The 20,999-nt window shown below is 74.2% G+C and carries 12 protein-coding genes; 5 read left to right on the top strand and 7 right to left on the bottom strand.

Translation table 11 applies throughout. The annotated features are described in order from the left end of the window. Nucleotides 1-3: 3 nt before the first annotated feature. Complete coding sequence (locus tag AB0H71_RS05365; protein WP_357015074.1) at nucleotides 4-7,866, bottom strand: SDR family NAD(P)-dependent oxidoreductase; 7,863 nt, start codon at nucleotides 7,864-7,866, stop codon at nucleotides 4-6. Nucleotides 7,867-8,214: 348 nt separating this feature from the next. On the opposite strand from AB0H71_RS05365, the gene AB0H71_RS05370 reads away from it, so the two are divergent. After that, nucleotides 8,215-9,093: a LysR family transcriptional regulator gene (locus AB0H71_RS05370; protein ID WP_357015076.1), complete on the top strand. Its 879-nt coding sequence runs from the start codon at nucleotides 8,215-8,217 to the stop codon at nucleotides 9,091-9,093. Then, nucleotides 9,090-9,545 carry a cupin domain-containing protein gene (locus AB0H71_RS05375; protein ID WP_357015078.1) on the top strand — a complete coding sequence of 152 codons (456 nt, stop codon included), beginning with the start codon at nucleotides 9,090-9,092 and terminating at the stop codon, nucleotides 9,543-9,545. Before AB0H71_RS05370 ends, AB0H71_RS05375 begins: the two co-directional genes overlap by 4 nt. 3 nt (nucleotides 9,546-9,548) lie before the next feature. Here the strand turns inward: AB0H71_RS05375 and AB0H71_RS05380 are convergent, their stop codons facing one another. After that, the gene (locus AB0H71_RS05380) at nucleotides 9,549-10,577 is read right to left on the bottom strand and encodes an alpha/beta hydrolase family protein (RefSeq protein WP_357015079.1); all 1,029 of its coding nucleotides are present in this window, start codon (nucleotides 10,575-10,577) and stop codon (nucleotides 9,549-9,551) included. A gap of 498 nt (nucleotides 10,578-11,075) precedes the next feature. On the opposite strand from AB0H71_RS05380, the gene AB0H71_RS05385 reads away from it, so the two are divergent. Beyond that, entirely contained in the window at nucleotides 11,076-12,059 is a 984-nt protein-coding gene (locus AB0H71_RS05385) for a MaoC family dehydratase N-terminal domain-containing protein (protein ID WP_357015081.1), read from the top strand. Between the two features lie 36 nt (nucleotides 12,060-12,095). Here AB0H71_RS05385 and AB0H71_RS05390 read toward each other — a convergent pair whose 3' ends face one another. The 3 genes from AB0H71_RS05390 to AB0H71_RS05400 all read right to left on the bottom strand — a co-directional run bounded on the left by AB0H71_RS05390 (nucleotide 12,096) and on the right by AB0H71_RS05400 (nucleotide 15,132). Then, nucleotides 12,096-13,205 carry an alpha/beta hydrolase family protein gene (locus AB0H71_RS05390; RefSeq protein WP_357015083.1) on the bottom strand — a complete coding sequence of 370 codons (1,110 nt, stop codon included), beginning with the start codon at nucleotides 13,203-13,205 and terminating at the stop codon, nucleotides 12,096-12,098. After that, a complete protein-coding gene (locus tag AB0H71_RS05395; RefSeq protein ID WP_357015085.1) occupies nucleotides 13,202-14,104 on the bottom strand; it encodes an acyl-ACP desaturase in 903 nt (300 codons plus the stop codon). Before AB0H71_RS05395 ends, AB0H71_RS05390 begins: the two co-directional genes overlap by 4 nt. A gap of 62 nt (nucleotides 14,105-14,166) precedes the next feature. After that, on the bottom strand, nucleotides 14,167-15,132 hold the full coding sequence (locus AB0H71_RS05400) for a transcriptional regulator (RefSeq protein ID WP_357015087.1): 966 nt from the start codon (nucleotides 15,130-15,132) through the stop codon (nucleotides 14,167-14,169). A gap of 547 nt (nucleotides 15,133-15,679) precedes the next feature. Between AB0H71_RS05400 and AB0H71_RS05405 the strand changes: the two genes are divergently transcribed. After that, entirely contained in the window at nucleotides 15,680-17,230 is a 1,551-nt protein-coding gene (locus tag AB0H71_RS05405; RefSeq protein ID WP_357015088.1) for an acyl-CoA carboxylase subunit beta, read from the top strand. Nucleotides 17,231-17,237: 7 nt separating this feature from the next. Here AB0H71_RS05405 and AB0H71_RS05410 read toward each other — a convergent pair whose 3' ends face one another. Beyond that, a complete protein-coding gene (locus AB0H71_RS05410) occupies nucleotides 17,238-17,813 on the bottom strand; it encodes a hypothetical protein (protein ID WP_357015090.1) in 576 nt (191 codons plus the stop codon). After that, nucleotides 17,810-18,472 carry a helix-turn-helix domain-containing protein gene (locus tag AB0H71_RS05415; protein WP_357015092.1) on the bottom strand — a complete coding sequence of 221 codons (663 nt, stop codon included), beginning with the start codon at nucleotides 18,470-18,472 and terminating at the stop codon, nucleotides 17,810-17,812. Before AB0H71_RS05415 ends, AB0H71_RS05410 begins: the two co-directional genes overlap by 4 nt. A 322-nt stretch (nucleotides 18,473-18,794) precedes the next feature. Here AB0H71_RS05415 and AB0H71_RS05420 point away from each other — a divergent pair, with 322 nt between their 5' ends. Then, the gene (locus tag AB0H71_RS05420; protein WP_357015094.1) at nucleotides 18,795-20,894 is read left to right on the top strand and encodes an AMP-binding protein; all 2,100 of its coding nucleotides are present in this window, start codon (nucleotides 18,795-18,797) and stop codon (nucleotides 20,892-20,894) included. The last annotated feature ends 105 nt before the right edge of the window (nucleotides 20,895-20,999 follow it).

Raw genomic sequence — 20,999 nt, forward strand, 5'->3', positions numbered from 1 at the left:
GTGTCAGGAGATGCCGAGTTCGGAGCCGATGAAATCGATGAGGTCGTCGTCGGAGGCGCTCGCCAGGGCGGCGGTCCGGCCGGAGCCGCCGGTACCGGTCTCGGTGAGGCGGCGGAGCCGGTCGAGCGCGACGGCGCGGTCGGCGTCCGGGATGGCGCTGCCCGCCAGCACCTCGGCGATCCGCTCCAGATCGGCGAGGACGGTGTCGAGGAGCGGCGGCGGGGGCGGGGCGAGGCGGTGGGTCAGGAGGTCGGTGAGCGCGGCAACCGTCGGGTGGTCGAAGACCAGGGTGGCGGGGAGCTCGAGCCCGGTGCGGGCGCCGAGCCGGTTGCGCAGCTCCACCGAGGTGAGCGAGGTGAAGCCCTGGTCGCGCAGGCCGCGCTCGTCGTCGATGGCGGCGGTGCCGATGTGGCCGAGTGCGGCGGCGACCTCGCCGCGCACGAGTTGTCGCAGGTGCGCGCGGATTTCGGCGGGGTCGAGGCCGGCGAGGTCGGGGGTGTCGGTGCGCTCCGGCTCCGGGAGGAGTTCGGCGAGCAGCCCCGGCCTGGCGCGGGTGGCGGTCCAGTCGATATCGGCGACGATCACCCGGGGCTCACCGTCCGCCACCGCGCGTTCCATGGCGTCCAGTGCCGTGGCCGGGTTCATGGGGCGGAGGCCGTTGCGGCGCAGCTGTTCGGCCGCGTCGGCGCCGGCGATGCCGTCGCCGTCCCAGTGGCCCCAGGCGATGGCAGTGGCGGGGAGGCCGAGCGCGTGGCGGTGCTCGGCGAGTGCGTCGAGGACGGCATTGCCCGGCGCGTAGTTGCCCTGGCCCGGGCCGGGGACCGTGCCGGTGATGGAGGAGAAGAGGACGAAGGAGTGCAGCGGCAGCTCGCGGGTGAGCTCGTGCAGGTTGAGCGCTCCGGTGACCTTGACCCGGTGCACCCGGTCGATCCGTTCCCGGTCCAGGCCGGTGATGAGGGCGTCGTCGAGGACGGCGGCGGTGTGCACGACGTCGGTGAGCGCGCGGTCGGGCGGGATGGCGGCGATGACCGCGGCCAGAGCACCGCGGTCGCCGATATCGCAGGCGACGACGGTGGCGCCGAGCTCCGCGGCCAGCTCGGCGGCGCCGAGGGCGTCCGGGCCGCGGCGACTGAGGAGGAGCAGGTTCGTGCAGCCGTTGGCGTGCAGGCGGCGGGCCACGTGGGCGCCGAGGGCGCCGGTGCCGCCGGTGATGAGGACGGTGCCAGTGGGGCGCCAGGGCGCCGGTGGGGCCGCCGGGGAGACGGGGACGATGCGGCGGATTCGATCGATGCGGGTCGCACCCGGCTCCTTCATGGCCAGCGCGGCGACGACCCGATCCGCTGTGGACGGAGCGTCCGGGATCTCCAGAACGGCCGGTGCCGAACCGGTTTCGAGGGCGAGGACATCGAGGAAGGCGCGGTGCCAGGCGGCTTCCGGGGTGCGTACCGGGTCGGGGGTGAGCACGCGGAGGGCGTCCGGGTGCGGGACCGCGCGGGCCAGGGCGGCGCTGTCCGCGAGCGCGGTGTGCGGGGAGAGCGGGAGGAGCGAGACGATCCGGCTCGGGTCGCCGGTGATTTCCGGTACCTGTCCCGGCTCCAGGCGCAGGGTGCGCACGGTGACGCCGTGCGCGGTGAGCGCGGCGGTCAGGCTTGCCGACCATGAATCGGCGGCGCCGTCGGCGGGGGCGATGAGGAGCCAGGTGCCGTGCGGGACGGCGGCGGGGTCCGGGATATCGCGCCACTCGACGCGGTAGGTCCAGGACTCGAGCGCGCCCGCCTCGGCTCGGCGGGTGCGCCAGGTGTCCAGGGCAGGCAGCAACCCGGCCAGCGGCTCCGCGCCGACGCCGAGGGTGGTGGCGAGCGCTGCGCTGTCGCCCGCGCGGACGCGTTCCCAGAACCAGCGGTCGGCGGCGGATTCGGTCTCCGCGGGCTCCTCGATCCAGTAGCGAGAGCGCTGGAAGGCGTAGGTGGGCAGAGTGATCCGGGGTGCCGGGGGCACGATGGCGGCCCAATCCACCGGTTGCCCGGCGGTGAACACCGTGGCCGCGGCGGTGAGCAGGCTGCGTACCTCGTCCCGGCCCGCGCGCAGGGTGCCGGTGGCGACCGCGGCGTCCAGGGTGTTCAGCACCTGCGGGGTGAGCACCGGTTCTGCGCCGACCTCGAGGAAGATCCCGGCACCGGCGGTGTGGGCGGTGCGCACGGCGTCGGCGAAGCGGACGGTGCCGCGCAGGTGCCGCACCCAGTAGCCGGGGTCGGCGAGCTCGGCCGGGTCGATGAGCGCGCCGGTGCTGTCGGAGACGATGGCGCGGTCCGCGTCGTGGAAGGTCAGCCCGGCCACCACCCGCTCGAACTCGGCGAGCACCGGGTCCATGAGCGCGGAGTGGAAGGCGTGCGAGACGGTCAGCCGCTTGGTCCGGTGGCCCGCCGCGCGCAGGGCGTCGGCGAGGTCGAGGACGGCGTCCTCGGCGCCGGAGACGACCACCGCGCGCGGGCCGTTCACCGCGGCGAGCGAGTACTCGCCGCGCGCGACGGCCGCGACCTCCCCCTCGGTCGCCTCCACCGCGACCATGGCGCCGCCGCGCGGCAGCGCGCCCATGAGCCGGCCGCGTGCCGTCACCAGGCGGGCGGCGTCCGGCAGCGTGAGCACCCCGGCCACGTGCGCGGCGACCACCCCGCCGATGGAGTGCCCGGCCACGAACTCCGCTCGCACCCCCCAGGATTCGAGCAGCCGGAAGAGCGCGGTCTCCACGGCGAAGATGACCGGCTGGGTGTACTCGGTGTCGTCGATCGGGCCGTCCGGGCCGAAGGCGACCTCGCGGATGGAGTGGGGCAGGGTGCCCGCCGCGTCCAGGGCGCCGGCGGCGGCGTCGAAGGCCGTGCGGAAGGCCGGGAAGTGGTCGTACAGCTCGCGGCCCGCGCCCGCGCGCTGGCTGCCCTGGCCGCTGAACAGGACGGCGAGGCCGCCGGTGACCGGGGTCCCGGTGACCACGTCCGGGGTGGGTTCGCCCGCCGCGAAGGTGGCGAGGGCCGTGCGGTCGAGTGCTACCGCGCGGGTGTCGAAGACGGTCCGCTCGCGGACCAGGGCGGAGGCGATCGCACCGGGATCCGCGGTGCTCGCGGCGAGCTTCGCCGCCTGGCCGCGCAGCCCGGCTTCGGAGCGGGCGGACAGTACGAAGGGGTGACGGGGCGACACGTCGGCAGACTCCGTACCGGATGCCGATCGGTGCGACCCCGCCGCCCGGACGTCCGCCGACGCCAGATGGCTGGTCACCGGCCCCGGCTCCTCGGCGACTCCGACACCGGGCCGACGACCGAGGTCGCCGGTGTGCTCGGCCGGTGTGCGTAACGCACCCACCTCCGCGACCTGCGGCGCCTCTTCGATCACGACGTGCGCATTGGTCCCGCTGATCCCGAACGACGAGATCCCGGCCCGCCGCGGCCGCTCCCCCTGGACCCACGGCCGCCCCTCGGTCAGCAACCGCACCGCGCCGGACTCCCAGTCCACGTGCGGCGAGGGCGCGTCCACGTGCAGGGTCGCGGGCAGCACGCCGTGGCGTAGCGCCAGCACCATCTTGGTCACCCCGACCGTCCCCGCCGCGGCCTGGCTGTGCCCGATATTCGACTTCACCGACCCCAGCCACAGCGGCGTCGCCCGCTCCCGCCCGTAGGTGGCGAGCAGAGCCTGCGCCTCGATGGGGTCGCCGAGCGCGGTCCCGGTCCCGTGCGCCTCCACCGCGTCCACCTCGCCCGCCGCCAGCCCGGCATCGGCGAGCGCCGCCCGGATCACCCGCTGCTGCGCGGGGCCACTGGGGGCGGTGAGCCCGTTCGACGCGCCGTCCTGGTTCACGGCGGTCCCGCGCACCAGCGCGAGCACCTCGTGCCCGTTGCGCCGCGCGTCCGCGAGCCGCTCCACCAGCAGCAGGCTCACCGCCTCGGCCCAGCCGGTCCCGTCGGCGCCCGCCGCGAAGGCCTTGCACCGGCCGTCCGCCGCCAGCCCGCGCTGCCGGGAGAACTCGGTGAACATGCCGGGGTTCGCCATCACCGTCACCCCGCCCGCCACCGCGAGATCCGCCTCCCCGGCGCGCAGCGCCCGCACCGCCAGGTGCAGCGCGACCAGCGACGACGAGCACGCCGTGTCCACGGTGAGCGCGGGCCCCTCCAGCCCGAAGGTGTAGGCGACGCGCCCGGAGAGCACGCTCGGCGACACCCCGGTCAGCCCGAGCCCCTCCGCCGCGCCCGGCATCCGATGCAGCCGCGGACCGTACTCCTGCGGGGTCGCGCCCAGGTAGACGGCGGTCCGCGTGCCCGCGAGCGTTGCCGGGACGATGCCCGCCCGCTCGAACAGCTCCCAGGTGGCCTCCAGCACCAGCCGCTGCTGCGGGTCCATGGCGGTGGCCTCGCGCGGGGAGATGCCGAAGAAGGCGGCGTCGAAATCGCCCGCCGCGCGCAGGAATCCGCCGCGGCGGGCGTAGCTGGAGCCGGGGCGGGCGCCGGCCGGGTCGTACAGGTCGGTGCGGTCCCAGCCGCGGTCGCCGGGGAAGTCGGTGAGCGCCTCGCCCGCGGTGGCCAGCAGGTCCCAGAGCTGTTCCGGGGTGTCGAGGCCGCCCGGGTAGCGGCCGCTCACCGCGACGATGGCGAGGGGTTCCGACGGGTCGGCCGGCATGGTCGCCGCGCTCTCCCGCCGCTCGCCGGCGAGGTGGGCGGCGAGCGCGGCGGGGGTCGGGTGGTCGTAGACGGCGGTCGGGTCGACCCGGGTGCCGAGCGCGCGGGTGAGCGCGGTGGCGAGTTCGGTGGCGCCGAGGGAGTCCAGGCCCAGTTCGCGGTAGGTGCGGCGGGGGTCGATGCGGGCGGGGTCGGGGTGGCCCAGGACCGCCGCGGTGGTCGCGAGGACCAGGGTGGCGGGGTCCGCCGTCGTCCGCGCGACCGGAGCCCGCTCGGAGCTGGTCCCGGATGCCCCGACCGCCACCTCCGGCACCACCGCGGTGCCGGACGCCGGGCCGGCGGCGCGCTCTACCACCGCAGCGGTCCCTGGAGCCGCCTCGGTGACGTCGACGGCAGTGCGCTCTGCCACCGGAGCGGTGCCGGAAGCCGCTGCGGCGGCATCGACATCGGCGCGCTCTACCACCGCGGCGGTCCCGCGAGCCACTCCGGCGGCATCGACATCGGCGCGCTGTGCCACCGCGGCGGGGCCGGAGAGCGAGGTGCTTCCGGCGACCGGGGCGGCGGTGTCCAGCCAGTGCCGCTCGCGCTGGAACGCGTACGTGGGCAGCGACACCGGCTCGGCCGGGGGGACGACGGCCGCCCAGTTCACGGCGTGCCCGTGGGTGAAGACCGTCGCGGCGGCGGTGAGCACCGTCCGCACCTCGTCCCGCCCGCGGCGCAGCGTCCCGACCGCCACCGGCAGCCCCTCCGCCTGCGGGGTCAGCACCGGCGAGGCCCCGACCTCGACGAACACCTCCGCACCGAGCCCGCGCAGGGTCCGCACCGCGTCCGCGAAGCGGACGGTGCCGCGCAGGTGCGCCACCCAGTACGCCGGGTCGGAGACATCGGTGAGCACCGACCCGGTCGAATCCGAGACCAGCACCGGTCCGCTCGGCGCCCGGAAGCCGAGCCCGGCGACCACCTCCGCGAACTCGCCGAGAATCGGCTCCATGGCGGCGGAGTGAAAGGCGTGCGACACCGCGAGCCGCTTGGTCCGGCTGCCCCCGGCGGCGAGCCGCGCGGCCACCTCGGCCACACCCCGCTCCGCACCGGAGAGCACCACCGCCCGCTCCCCGTTCACCGCCGCGATCGACACCCCGTCGACCAGCACCGCCCTGACCTCGGCCTCCGTGCCCTCGACGGCGATCATGGCGCCACCGCGCGGCAGCGACCCCATGAGCCGCCCCCGCGCCGCCACCAGCCGGGCGGCGTCCGCGAGCGACAGCGCGCCGGCCACGTGCGCGGCGACGATCCCGCCGATCGAGTGCCCGGCGACCGCGCCGACCTCGATCCCCCAGGATTCGAGCAGCCGGTACAGCGCCGTCTCCACCGCGAAGATCACCGGCTGGGTGTACTCGGTGGCATCGATCGGCCCGTCCGCGCCGAAGGCGACAGCGCGGATCGAGTGCTCGGCCGCGAGTTCCCGATCCAGCAGCGCGACGGCGGCATCGAAGGCCGCGCGGAACACCGGGAACCGCGCGTACAGCTCCGCGCCCGCCCCGGCGCGCTGGCTGCCCTGCCCGCCGAAAAGCACCGCCACCGAGCCGTCCACCCGCGTCCCGGTCACGACTCCGGGCCCGCCCGTGCCCGCCGCCAACGCCGTCAGCCCGGCGTGCAGCTCGGCGCCGTCGGCGGCGAGGACCACGGCGCGCGCGTCGAGCACCGCCCGGTCCCGCACCAGCGCGGAGGCCACAGCCGCCGGGTCGGCGGGCGCGACGGCGGTGCCGGATGCACCGGCGACGAACTCCGCCAACCGCTCGGCCTGCGCGGGCAGTGCCGCGGCCGATTTCGCCGTCACCACGAACGGCGTCACGACCGCTACCGCCCCAGCCGTTCCGGGTGTCGCGGCGACCGTTTCCGCCGTACCGCCGGCTCCCGCGCCGACTGCGCCGAACTCACCGTCGCGCACCGCCGACCGCCCCGCCACCGGCGCGGACTCCACGACGACGTGCACATTCGTCCCGCCCATCCCGAACGAGCTCACCCCCGCCAGCACCGACTCCGGCAGCTCCTCGGCCGCCGTCACCACCCGCACCGCGCGCGGATCCAGTGCCGGATGCGGCTCGAGGTGCCCCAGGGTCGCCGGAATCTCCCGATTCCGCACCGCGAGAACCACCTTCAGCAACCCGGCCAACCCGGCAGCCCCTTCGAGATGCCCGATATTCGCCTTCACCGACCCCACCGCGACCGGCGCCCCGGCCCCGCCGAACACCTCGGCGAGCGCCGCCGCCTCCACCGGATCCCCCACGGCCGTCCCGGTCCCGTGCAACTCCACGTAGCGGACCTGCCCCGGCGCCACCCCGCCCCTGGCATGTGCCCGCCGGATCACGGCGACCTGCGCCTCCCGCACCGGCACGGTCAATGCCGTCGCGTCCCCGTCGTGCGCGAGCGCGGTCGAGCGGATCACCGCGTGCACCCGATGCCCCTCCGCCACCGCCCGTTCCAGCGACTCGAGCAGCAGCACGACCCCGCCCTCACCCCGCACGTATCCGTCCCCGGACGCGTCGAGCACGGTCGCCCGCCCGCTCGGCGAAACCCCGCCGAACCGCTCGGCCGCCAGCGCACCGCCCGCGGTCAGGTTCAGCTGCACCGCCCCGGCGAAGGCCGCCGCCGACTCCCCGCTCCCGATACTCGCGCAGGCCGCGTGCACCGCCGCCAACCCCGACGACTGCGCGGAATCCACCGCCAGGCTCGCCCCGCGCAACCCGAGAACGTGCGAGAGCCGATTCGCCAGCACCCCGTGGTTCAACCCGGTCAGCGTGTACCGCGTGACCGCGGCGTCCCCGGCCTCGGCGGTGAGCGCGGCGTAATCGCTCGCGATGGCACCGGCGAAAACCCCGGTCTCGCTGCCGCGCAGCGCGGTCGCGGGAATCCGTGCGTCCTCGGCCGCCTCCCAGGCGAGTTCGAGCAGCAGCCGCTGCTGCGGATCCATGGCGGCCGCCTCGCGCGGCGCTATCCCGAAGAAGGCCGCGTCGAAGCGGTCGACCTCGTCCAGGAAACCGCCGGTGAGCCCGGCGATCCGGGGGTCGGCGGCGGCGCGGCGCGGCGACGGGTGCCCGAGCGAATTCCGCCCGGCGCGCAGGAGTTCCCAGAACCGGTCGGGATTGTTCGCGCCGGGCAGCCGGCAGGCCACGCCGACGACCGCGATCGGACGAAAGTCAACCACTTGAATTATCTCCCTCTGATCCGGGGGAATTGCCGTCGATTTTCGCAATTGTGCGGTGCCCGGAATAACCCGGCAACCCGCTATGAGCTGCCTCACAGCGCCGCCGGACAGTCCAGAAAGCGCTGCTGGACAGGGGTTTCCGCACAGACCGATCGGCTTCACCGATACCCGCGGATACGAAATTCCGATCGAACCCTATTTACGATCGCCCCCGGAGAAATTACACCTAACAATTCCGGAGAGGAACCGGAGCACTTGGGATCGTCACGATTCAAAGGGTGCGCAGCGCCCGAGATGTGTAGTTCGATTATCGTCCAGGGATTCTCGACGAGGGGTGAAGTGACGGCTATGGCGGACCCGCTGGATCTGGTGCATCTACGAACACTCGTCGCGATCGCCGACACCGGTGGCTTCCGGCGGGCGGCGGACGCGCTGCACCTGAGCCAGCCGACGGTCAGCCAGCACGTCCGGCTGCTGGAGCGCCGGCTCAAGCGCAGGCTGGTGCAGAAGGAGGGGCGCGGCTCCCGGTTCACCACCGACGGTGAGCGTTTCGTCAGCGAGGCGCGCACGCTGCTCGCCGCGCACGATCGGCTGCTGGACCGCTTCGTCCCGGCCGACCCGGACCGGATCACCATCGGCTCCACCGAGCACGCGGGCGACGGGCTGCTCCCGGAGCTGCTCGGCGTGCTGCGCGCCGCGTACCCCGATGTCTACCTGCGCTTCCGCATCGACCGCTCGACCAGCCTCACCGAGTCGGTGACCAAGGGCGCGCTCGACCTGGCGGTGGTGCTCGGCGGCAACAGCGAGCCGACCGGCGCCGAGGTGGGCGAGCTGGCGCTGCGCTGGGTGGCGGCGCCGGGGTGGCAGGCGGCGGCGAGCGGCGGGCAGATTCCGCTGGTGGCCTTCGAGGAGCCGTGCGGGCTGCGCAGGCGGGCGGTGCACCGGCTGGCCGAGCAGGGGTACAGCGTCAGCGTGACGGCGGAGTCCGGCACCCTGGACGGGGTGCTCGCCGCCGCGCAGGCCGGGCTCGGGGTGGCGCTGCTGCCGTTCCACGGCGCGGTGCCGCACGGCCTGGCCGAGGTGGCCGGGTTCCCGGCCATGGGCACGATCGATGTCCGGCTGGTCACCCGGCGCGGCCTCGGCCCCGATATCGAGCTCACCGCGATCGAGACCATCACCGCGCACTACCGCTCGATCACCGGCCGGCGGCTGCGGGGTGCGGCGTGAGCGACTGGCGGAACGCGGGCGTCCGGGTGATCAGGGGCGACCAGCTCGACACCGATACCGCGCAGACCCCGGGCATGAACCGGGCGGCCGCGATCGACGCCGCCCGGGTGGGCGCGGCGAAGCTCTGGGCCGGCACGGTGGTGATCCACCCGGACGCCAAGACCGGCGCGCACCACCACGGCGAGCTGGAGAGCGTGATCTACGTGCTGCGCGGCCGGGCACGGATGCGCTGGGGCGAGCGGCTGGAGTTCGTGGCCGAGGCCGGGCCGGGCGACTTCGTCTTCGTGCCGCCGTTCGTGCCGCACCAGGAGATCAATGCCAGCACCGACGAGCCGCTGGAGTGCGTGCTGGTGCGCAGCGGCGGCGCGGCGGTGGTGGTGAACCTGGACATCGAGCCGGTGGAGAAACCGGACACGGTACACTGGGTCGACCCCATCCACCGCCACCCCTGACCGCTACTCCGGCACGCCCATCCCGCGCGCCAGCACCGGCCAGGACGCCTTCAGCGCGTCCTGCCAGTACCCCCAGGAGTGCGTGCCGGTGGGCTGGAAGTCGTAGGTGGCCGGGATGCCGAGCCCGTCCAGCCGCTGCCGCAGGTTCTGCGTGCAGACATTGACCGCGGCCTCGATGACGCCGCCGAGCACCAGCTGGTTCAGGTAGCCGCGCGGGCCGGGCTGCATGTGCGCGCCGTTGTAGACGTCGTAGAGCCCGGGCACGCCGGTGCCGGTGGAGACGAAGAGCTCCAGCCCGCGCAGTTTGTCCGCGTTCACGTAGGGGTCGTTGGCCGCCCACGCCGGGTCACCGGCCGGGCCGTACATATTGTCGGTGTCGCCGCCGCCCCAGGTCTCCACCGCGAGCTTGACGAACTCCTGCCCGAGCGGGTCGCTGATCTGCGCGCAGCCGCTGTAGGCGGCGACGGCTCCGTAGAGCCCGGGGGCGGCGATGGGCAGCTGCAGCACCGAGGTGCCGGAGGTGGAGAGCCCGGCCAGGGCATTGGCGCCGGTGGTGGCGAACTCGGCGTCGACGAGCGGCGGCAGCTCCTCGGTGAGGAAGGTCTTCCACCGGTTCAGCCCGAGTTTCGGGTCGGGGGCGCGCCAGTCGGTGTAGTAGCTCCAGCGGCCGCCGACCGGCTGCACCACGTAGACGTCCTTGGTGGCGAGGAAGCCGGAGACCACGTCGGTCTGGCGCTGCCAGGTGGCCGAGTCCTGGCCGCCGCCACCGCCGTTGAGCAGGTAGAGCACCGGGCGCGGGGCGCCGGTATCGGCCGGGCGCAGCACGTCGACCATGATGTCCTGGCGCATGGCGGCCGAGTACACCCGCAGCTGCACGGTGCGGTCGTCCTTGGCCCAGCGGCCGGTGATGGCGGGGGCGTCCGGTGCGGCGCCCGCGGGCACCTGCTGCCCCGCGGTGAGCGCGGCGGCGATGGCCGCGACCGCGAGGGCGCGCAGGCCGCGGCTGCGGCGGGATCGGCTCGGGCCGAGCATGGGCGTTTCCGTTTCTCTCGGGGGCTCCCGGTTCCGGCCGGAACCCACCGGGCCGGGCGGCCCGGTGGGTCCGGTCACCCGCGCGCTGCGGGCCGGGGCGGGTGGCGGGGTCGTGCGATGCCGCCCCGCCCGCGCGGCGCGCGGGCACAGGTGCATCCGCGGCGCGGATCGGGAGCCTTTCGGACCGTCCGCGGATGCACGGCTCTCCTGGTGACCGCGGGCTGACGCTACGGCCCGGACCACCCGGTTCCACTCCGCTCCGGGAAGTTCCTGGACGAGTCACGAACACCGCTTCGGCGCTCCGGTGACGGACCACAGGAAAACGCCCGGCGGACCGGAGAACGCCCTTTCCGCCGCGGCCAAGTGGCGTCCCACCAATCGGCGCAGCGGGTTTCGGTGACTTCTCCAGACAATGCCCGGCGGGGGCCACCGCCCTGGGTACCGGCTCGATCATGTGGGAATCGGTCCACGAATGGGGGAACGGCGACAGGAGTTCGAATGCGCAGCACCGCCACCCGGCAGCTTTCCGCGCCGGTGCACCGGATCGACGGCCACCGCTACCGGGCAACGGCCCAGGTCGAGGTGACCGCGGCGGCCGTCCGGGAATTCGCCCGCGCGGTCCGCGACGTCCACCCGGCGCACGTCAGCGCGGCCGCGGCGGCCGAACTCGGGTATCCGGCGCTCATCGCCCCGCCCACCTGGAGTTCGATCGTGCTGGGGCGGGTGCAGCGGGAGATCCTGGATATCGTCGGCTCCGGTCCGGAGAGCGCGCGAATTCTGCACGCCGACCAGGTGATCGATATCGGGCGGCCGCTCTTCGCCGGTGATCTGCTCGGCTGCGATATCTACTTCGAATCGTTCCGGCAGTTCGCCGACTACGACGTCATGGCGATTCGCAGCGCGCTCACCGCCGCCGACGGGACCGTGGTGCAGACCGGCTCCGCCGCGCTGCTCGCCCGCACCGGCGAGCGGGAATCGGTGCTCGGCGAGGTCGCGCGCCGCATCACCGAGCGCGGTTACACACCCGTCGACGGCCCCGCCCGCGAGGCGCCGCTCCCCGCCCGCACCGATCGCACCCCGCGTCCGGCCGTGCGCTTCGACGAACTCACGCCGGGTGCCGAGATCCCGCCCGGCTCCCTGCTCCTCGCGCACGAGGACCTGGCCCGCTTCGCCGCCGCCACCGGCGAACCGGCCCGCCCCGACGCGGGCGGCACCGCGCCGGGCATGCTGCAGCTCGGGCTCGCCTCCGGCTACGTCAGCAACTGGCTCGGCGACCCCGGCGCCGTCACCCGGATCCGCGCCCAGTTCGGCAGCTTCACCCACTACCTCCGCATCCCCGCCGCCGGCGCGGTCGCGGTCACGCTGCGCGGCCGGGTCGACCAGCTCGACCCGCGCACCCGCCGCGCCACCCTCGCGCTCGACCTGCGCTCCGGCGGCCGCCCCCTCTTCGGCTACGCCGCCGCCGAGATCCGCTTCCCCTGACCCGCACCGCCGGAACGGCTTTCGCCGCGGCGAGGATCAGGCGGGTTCCTGCTCGGTGAGGGCCGGCTCGAGCGCCGCCCAGGTGCGCGGCAACTGCGCGGCGAAATCGGGCCAGGTGTGCATACCGTCCGCCGCGTACTCCACGGTGGCCGGAATCCCGAGCTGGGCCAGCCGCCCGGCGAAGAGCTCGGTGCAGGCCCGCGACCCGGCCTCCAGCGCCGCTCCACCCCCGGCCTCGGCCAGCGCCTCCGGCACCGACGGCGCCTGCGCGATCGCGACCAGGTCGGCGGGGGTCGGCAGCCCGGGCGAGGCGGAGAGGTAGACCGTGGTGCCGCGCAGCGACTCCGCGCCGAGCACGCTGTCGTGCGCGGTCCACTCCGGGGAGCCGGGCGGCCCCCACAGGTTCTGCACGTCGCCCCCGCGCGAGGCGACGGTGATGGTGGTGACCGCCCGCCCGAGCGGGTCGGCGGTCGAGTAGCACCCGCTCATCCCGGCCACCGCCCGGTACATCCCCGGATGCCGCTGCGCCAGCATGATCGCGGCCTGCGCCCCCATGGAGACCCCGGCGACCGCGCGCCGCCCGTCGGAGCGCAGCAGCGACTCCACGATCGGCGGCAGCTCCTCGGTCAGGAAGGTCTCCCAGCGGTTCAAGCCGAGCGCGGCATCGGTCCGCTCCCAGTCGCTGTACATGCTCCCGGTCCCGCCGCCGGGCACGACGACGTCGACCGGCTTGTCCGCGAAGAACTCCGCGGCCCGCCCCTTGGTGAGCCACGCCGAGGTGGCGTCCCCGTCGACCCCGTCGAGCAGGTAGAGCACCGGCCGCGGCCCCGATCCCGACCCGTGCAGCACGTCGACCGAGATGATCCGCCGCATCCCCGCCGAGGCGATCCGCAGCGTCTCCCTGCCGTCGCTCCGCATGATCCGCTCGACCAGCCCGGACCTGGTCATGGCCGGATCGATCGGCGGCGGGGTGGCGGGCGTGCCCGCGGGATCGGCCGGACCGAGCAGCGGCGGCGCGGGCGCGGGCGGCGGCAGCGGGCTGCCGGACGGCGCCGCCACCACCCCGGTCCCGGAGGCGACGGCGAGCGCGAGCGCCGCCGCGGCGGCGACCCCGAGCGGAATGCGGCGGCGGGTGGCGCGGCTCATCCGGCGACCGCCAGCGGTAGCGCGGAGCCGGTGCCGCACAGCGCCTCCTGCTCCCGGAGGTACGCGTCCAGCGCGGCGCGGGCCCGCTCCCCCGCGGGACCGAGTTCCCGGTCCCGGACCCGCCACATCCGCAGCGTGGGAAGCAGAACCTCGGTCAGGTGCACGGTGGAGTCGTACCCACCGTAGGCGGCGAATATCGCGGCTTCCCTGCCGAATCCGGGCAGCGCGGCATGCGGCGGCCGGAACTCCGCGACCACCGCGGCCACCGCGCGCATGGCCGCGTCCGGGGCCAGCGCCAGCGCGGCGGCGGTGAGATCGCGGAAGGCGATGAGGTGCAGGTGCTCGTCGGCGGCCACCCGGCGCAGCATGCGCTCGGTGCCGGGCTGGGCGCAGCGCGCGCCGACCCGCCGGTAGGCGGTGCGGATGGCGGCGTGCGCGAGGGTCGCGTAGACCAGCGCGGGCAACGGCCCGGCATCCACCTCCGGCCAGCGCACCCCGGCGTCGGCGCGGGCCAGCCTGGCCGCCTCGAACTCGGCGGGGTCGGCGACGCCGGTGCCGACGAGGTGCTCGCGGAGCACGATCGCGTGCCTGCCCTGCTCGGCGGTCCAGCGCCCGATCCAGGCGCCCCAGGCGCCCTCGCGGCCGAGCGCCGAGCAGAGTGCGCGGTGCCAGGCGGGCAGGTCGTGCTCGAGCAGCGCCAGCGCGATCAGCATGCGGCGGGTACCGGGATCGGATTCCGGAATCGGTGCGAGCGAGCGAATTCCGGTGCGGTCGGCGATATCCCGGCCGCGCGGCCGGTGCTCATCGGGATCCCATTCCCGCGCCTTGCGCAGATGATCGCGCAATGCGCGCCCGGCCACCGGTTCGAGATCACGCGCGACGGCCAGGTCGGTCGGCATGGCAGAAAACTCCTCACCGGCCCGGAAACGCCGGGCCCACCTGCCACGATAGGCAACGGCGCTCAGGCCGAGCGACCGATCCGGGCGGCATTGGGCGAGGTGACGACTCCCCTGCGCGGCTGCTGGGGCGCGTCACAAGCGCGGCCGTCGGCGATATCCGGAATGGAATACAACCCGGGGCCGCGGCCCGCCTCCCGGATATCGTCGAGCATGTCGTGCGCGCGCGCCGCCAATTCCGGGATGCGCCCGGTGGCGCCCGCGGTGACGGCGGCGGTGAGCGGCACCTCGGCGGCCTCGCTGAGCACCGCGAGCGTCTCGGTGCGCATGGTCGCGGCGGTGAGCGCGGCATCGGCGTCCAGCGGCACCAGCACGGTGCCGCCGTCGGCGCCGAGCAGCGCGAGCGCCCGCGAGCCGAAGGGGATGGCGAGCGCCGCCTGCACCCGGCGCAGCTTGCGTCTGGCCACCGAGGCGGCGCCGAAGCCGCGCTCCTCGTCCGGATGCGGGGGGATAGCCAGCGCGATCACCTGGTAGGACTCGGCCACCCGGATCCCGCTCTGCCGCGCCATCCGGTGCACCCCGTGCCCGCCGAGCAGCGCGGCCACCAGGGTCTGCGCGGCGGTCTGGTGCTCGCGGGCCACCGCGCGGTGCTCGTCGGCGTAGGCCGCCGACGCCAGCACCGTCACCCGCTCCAGCGCGCGCAGCAGCAGCTCGGCGCCCTCGACCACCGGCAGCGCCTCCGGCCCGGACTCCGCGGCGAGCAGCTCCAGCCCGGCCCGCACGCCGTCGTGGCAGGCCTCGAGCACCGCCTCCAGCGCGATGCCCTCGCGCGCCCAGCGCGCCGCAGACCCGCTCGGATCGGTCGCGGCCACCGCCGCGGTGCTCCGCGGCCGCAGCGAACCGGCCGCCTCGGCGATCAGGGTGCGGGCGGCGTCGGCGACATCACCGCCGGGCAGCCCCCGCCCGCGGGTGAGATGTTCGACGAGTTTCGATTCCAGGCTCGCCGCGCTGGTTCCGTGTGTGCCCACCATGACTACCGAAGGCTAGCGATCCGGAGCCGGAATGCACCCGCCCCGAACCCTTCTTGCGGGAAAATCATCAGCTCGCCGCCGAGCCACTGGGGGGAATCACAAGCAGATCACGGCGGCCGCGGGAAACGGGGCCGAGGATACCCGCCGGAGCGCCCGAATCCCAGGCGGGACCAGCGGTCCAGCGGGGTAACGGTAATTCCGGAATGGCCTGGCCGGGAATTGGATCCAGCCGACCGGCATTCGCCGCATTGTTGCCGGAGCGCGGTGGAGACGCAGCGCCGGCCGCGCATTCCCGGCGCTGCGTCGCGCCCACGATAAACCCGGCCCGCACCGGCCCCCGGTACCGCCCGGCAATTCTGGAGACCTTCATGACGCGACGCCGCGCGGCGCAGGGACCGCGCACAACGCGCGGCGCGGCCGCGGCTGTGAAGTGTCCAGGAATCACCCCGGCCCCCGCACCGCGGGGCGGTCACCGCTAGCATCGGGCCTTCGCCCGCCGACGGGCAGGGGCGACGCCGACAGTTCGAAGAAGGTAGACGAGTAGACGATGAGCGGTACCCGAGAGAAGCTGGAACAGCTGCAGGCCGTCCTGGAGCTGGCCGAGGAGCCGGCCGGTGAGGCCGGGATCGCCAAGCGCAAGGACAAGGAGATCCCGAGCGCCCGCGAGCGGGTCCGGATGCTGCTCGACCCGGGCACCTTCGTCGAGATCGGCGCGCTCGCCCGTCAGCCCTACACCCCCAACGCCATGTACGGCGACGGCGTGGTCACCGGCCGCGGCTACATCGACGGCCGCCCGGTCGTGGTGGTGGCGCACGACCAGACCGTGTTCGGCGGCTCGGTCGGCGAGATGTTCGGCCGCAAGGTCGCCGCGGCGCTGGACTTCGCGCTGCAGAACGGCTGCCCGGTGGTGGCGATCAACGACTCCGGCGGCGCCCGGATCCAGGACGCCGTCACCTCGCTGGCCTGGTACGCGAAGATGAGCAGGCGCCAGGAGCAGCTCTCCGGCTTCGTGCCGCAGGTCTCGATCATGCTCGGCAAGTGCGCGGCGGGCTCGGTGTACGGCCCGGTGAACACCGACATCCTGGTGGCCACCGAGAAGTCGTACATGTTCGTCACCGGCCCGGAGGTCATCAAGGCGGTCACCGGCGAGGAGGTGACCATGGAGGAGCTCGGCGGCGCGCGGGTGCAGGCCGACAACGGCACCATCCACCACGTCGCCACCACCGAGCGCGAGGCCTTCGACTGGGCCCGCAAGTACCTCAGCTACATGCCGACCAACTGCCTGGAGACCCCGCCGCTGGTCAACCCCGGGCTGGAGCCGGAGCTCACCGACTCCGACCGCGAGCTGGACTCGATCATCCCGGACTCCGACCGCTCCGGCTACGACATGCACGACATCATCCTGCGCTGCTTCGACGACGGCGACTTCCACGAGGTCGCCGAGGACAGCGCGCGCAACCTGATCGTCGGCTTCGCCCGGGTGGACGGCCGCGCGATCGGCGTCGTCGCGAACCAGCCGATGGTGCTCGGCGGCGCCATCGACGCCGCGGCCTCGGACAAGGCCACGCACTTCATCCGGCTCTGCGACGCCTTCAGCCTGCCGCTGGTCTTCCTGGTCGACAACCCGGGCGTGCTGCCCGGCGTCGAGGAGGAGCGCAACGGCGTCATCAAGCGCGGGGGCCGGTTCTTCCGCGCCGTGATCGAGGCGACGGTCCCGATCATCACCGTGGTGACCCGCAAGGCCTACGGCGGTGGCTACGCGGTCATGGCGTGCAAGCAGCTCGGCGCGGACATCAGCCTGGCCTGGCCGACCGCGCGGATCGCGGTCATGGGCGCGGAGAGCGCGGTCGGGATCGTCGGCAAGAAGCAGCTCATGAAGGTGCCCGAGGAGCAGCGGGCCGCCGTGCGCGACTACATGATCGACCAGTACAACACCACCACCGCCACCCCGTGGATCGCCGCCGAGCGCGGGTACATCGACGCGGTCATCGAGCCGTCGACCACCCGGCTGGAGATCCGGCGCGCGCTGCGGCTGCTGCGTGAGAAGGAGCTCACGGTGCGGCACAACCCGCGCAAGCACTCGCTGTTCCCGGTCTGACCGGGGGTCAGGCGCCCGCCCAGGGCGCGCAGGCCCATTCGCGGTCCCAGGCGCGCGAGCGCCTGCGGTCGAGGGCGAGCCGCGCGGCGAGGTAGCCGCTGGCGCACAGGGTCAGCGCGGTGAGCAGCACACCGGCGGTGAGCAGGACCGCGCGCCCGAGCGGCTTGGCCGGGGGCGGCGGCTCCACCGGCTCCCCCGCGGCGTTCAGCCAGACGGTCACCGAGGCGCCGGGCTGCAGCAGCCCGGTGGCCCGGTGCACCGCGGTGCGCTCACCGCCGTCGAGCCCGGTGAACCGCACGGTCGCGCTGGAGACCGGGGCGTAGAGCGGCGCGTGCTCGGCGGTGAGCACGGTCGCCGTCACCGGCCGCAGCCTCGCCTGCTCGGCCGCGACCGCCGCCACCTCCGCCCGGTACACCGGCACCGCGACCAGCAGCGCGGTCAGCGGCAGCGAGGCCAGGAAGGCGAGCAGCAGCAGCGCCGCCAGCACCGTCTGCACGCGGTCCTCCGGGCGGCGCATGGGGTTGCGGTCCAGCCCCGCGCGCCTGCAGGTGCGGCGCAGCGGACCCGTCTGCCTGAGGCTCATGTCAGGGACTCCTCGGGGATGACGCTCGCGGCACCGGCCACGAGCAGCAGGTGCGCGTCGAAGAACTCGCCGACCAGCCGGGGCAGCGCGTCCGGGTCGTCCCCGATGGCCCAGGTCTGGAAGGCGGCGAGCAGCACGCCGGAACCCGCCGCGACGGCCGCGGCCGGACGCCGGTCCACCGCCGGGTCCACGCCGAGCCGGTCGGCCAGGATCTCGACGGCGGCGCGCTGCCCGGACAGCCGGATGCGCTGGTAGCCGGTGAAGAGCCGGGGCTCGCTGTCGAAGCGGCGGAACACCACCCAGCGCCGGGTCCAGAGCGGGACGTCGCCGCCGTCGGCCCGCCCGGCGGCGGCCAGCCAGGCATCCACCGCGTTGCGGTAGGCGAGCAGCGGGGGTTCGAGCAGCGGCCGGTCCCGCAGCGCGGCGTTGAACACGTCGACATCGCGGTCGATATCGCCGAGCACCGCGTCCTCGATGGAGGCGAAGTGCCTGCTGAAGGTGCGCCGGGTGACCCCGGCCCTGCCCGCGATGTCCTCCACCGCCACCCCGGCCAGCCCGCGCTCGACCAGCAGGTCGAAGGCGGCCCGCGAGAGCGCGGTCCGGCTGCGCCTGGTGCGCTGCCTGCGGCCGTCGCGGTCGACATCGTCGTCGCCACTCATGCCCGCAGTGTAGCGCGCTATTGTCCCGCGGAGACATAACTTCGCCGAACCGGTCCGGCAGTGCGGTTTCACAACGAAACAGCGGTCGCCGCGGTATCTTTCACGAATTTTTCGAAAGGGGTGCGGGGCCGTCTCGGGCAAATTATGCGCCGCTTTCTCCGTCCGAGACGGTGAAACGCCGTTCTTGCTCCGAAATTTCACTCTCTCCGACAGCCTGACCAGGTACGACGGGACGGCACTTGACCAAGTGTGTGTCCACGGTTACAAATAAAATTCCCGCCGACCCGAGCTGTTCGAACCGGCCGACGAGAAGTGCAAGCGCTTGGTTACCGACGTTATCGACGTGGTCACGGAGTTCCCGATCGACCGCAAGGCTGTATCGGATCTGCTGCGGATCCCGGACACCTACCCCCGACTCTTCCCCGGCATCGGCGCGTGCGACCCGCTGGAGTCGGTCGGGGGCGATCCGGTGATCCGTTTCCGGGTCGGCACGCCCGCGACCGAGATCCGCACCCACGTGGTGCGCATGACCACCGCGCGCGACGGCGACAGCATCGAGCTGCACTGCCCCGCGCAGGGCAGCTTCGCCTCCATCCGGCTGCAGGGCGACCAGCGGAAGACCCGGGTCACGGTCACCTTCTTCGCGCCCGCGCGCATGCACCCCGGGCTGGCCGAGCTGCCCAACTCCACGGTGGTGGACTGGGCCGTGCGCGGCCTGAAGCGCCTGGCCGACCTGGTGCTCGGCACCCCCACCTCGGTGGTGGTGAACGGCGAGGACGCCCCGCTGCGCCGGCGCGCCGATATCGCCAGGCAGGTGGTGGCGGGCGGCGTGCTGCGCACCTACCGCCCCGATTCCGCGGTGCGGCAGCTGCGCCGGCTGGCCGAGTACGGCTTCAACCTGGCGGGCGGCTACGCCTCCGGCGCGATCCGGGTGCCGGACCGCCCCGCCGTCATCGACGCCTGGGGCTCGCGCAGCTTCGCCGAGATGCACGAGCGCACCGAGCTGCTCGCCGCCGCCATGGCCGAGGCCGGGCTCGGCGCCGGCGACGCCATCGGCATCCTGGCCCGCAACCACGGCGCCATGGTGGAGACCATGGTGGCCGCGGGCAAGCTCGGGGTGGACGCGGTGCTGCTGAACACCGGGCTGCCCGCGCGGCGGATCGAGGAGATCGTGCAGCGCGACCGGCTGGAGGCGCTCTTCGTCGACGCCGAGTACGACCACCTGGTGCAGTACCTGCACACCGACCTGCCGCGCTTCCGCACCGAGAACGCGCCGGGCGACGGGTGGACCGTCACCACCGACGACCTCATCGGCGACGGGCACCGCGAGTACCGCAAGCCGGGGCAGCCGGGGCGGCTGGTGGTGCTCACCTCCGGCACCTCGGGCACGCCGAAGGGCGCCCGCCGCCCGCACCCCAAGGGGTTCGGCACGGTCGCCGCGCTCATGTCCCGGATCCCGCTGCGCAGCGACGAGAACATGCTCATCCCGGCGCCGCTCTTCCACACCTGGGGACTGGCCGCGCTGCAGCTGAGCACCGCCATCCGGGCCACCGTGGTACTGCCCGACCGGTTCGACGCCGAGGAGTGCCTGCGCCTGGTGCACGAGCACCGGATCACCACGCTCATCGTGGTGCCGATCATGGTGAACCGCATCCTCGACCTGCCCGCGGCCGTGCGCGAGCGCTACGACACCTCCAGCCTGCGCATCGTGGCGAGCTGCGGCGCCCCGCTGGCCGGGGCCACCGTGCTCGACTTCATGGACACCTACGGCGACATCCTCTACAACGTCTACGGCTCCACCGAGGTCTCCTGGGCCACCATCGCCGACCCCGACGACCTGCGCGTCTCCCCCACCACCGCGGGCCGCCCGCCGCTCGGCACCCGGCTCGGGGTACTCGGCCCGGACCGCAAGCCGCTGCCGGTGGGCCGCACCGGGCGGGTCTTCGTCGGCAACCACATGCTCTTCGACGGCTACGTGAACTCCGCGCCGCCGGACGAGGCCGACGGCATGCTCGACACCGGCGACCTCGGCTACCTCGACGCCACCGGCAAGCTCTTCATCGCGGGCCGGGACGACGAGATGATCATCTCGGGGGGCGAGAACGTCTTCCCGCGCCCGGTCGAGGAGGCGCTGGCGCACCTGCCGCAGGTGAGCGAGGTCGCGGTGGTCGGCGTCCCGGACCGGGAGTACGGCCAGCGGCTCGCCGCCTTCGTGGTGAAGCGGGAGGGCGCCGGGCTGGATTCGGACATGGTGCGCAACTACGTGCGGCACCGGCTGAGCCGCTTCTCGGTGCCGCGCGACGTCACCTTCCTGAACGCGCTGCCGCGCGGCGAGACCGGCAAGATCCTCAAGCGGATGCTGGTCGGGGCCGGGGGTGACCCGCCCCTCCCTCCCCCGGCCCTGGGAACGGTGATCCCCTGATCGATCAGGGCAGCTGAGTCCGCCCGACCCGCAAGTCGGGTCCCGGCAAACCGGACCCGGGGCAGAGCACCAGCGAATCGCCGTGGGCGGCGGTTCCCGCACCCC

The organism is Nocardia sp. NPDC050697 (genome assembly GCF_040654395.1).
Taxonomy (GTDB): domain Bacteria; phylum Actinomycetota; class Actinomycetes; order Mycobacteriales; family Mycobacteriaceae; genus Nocardia.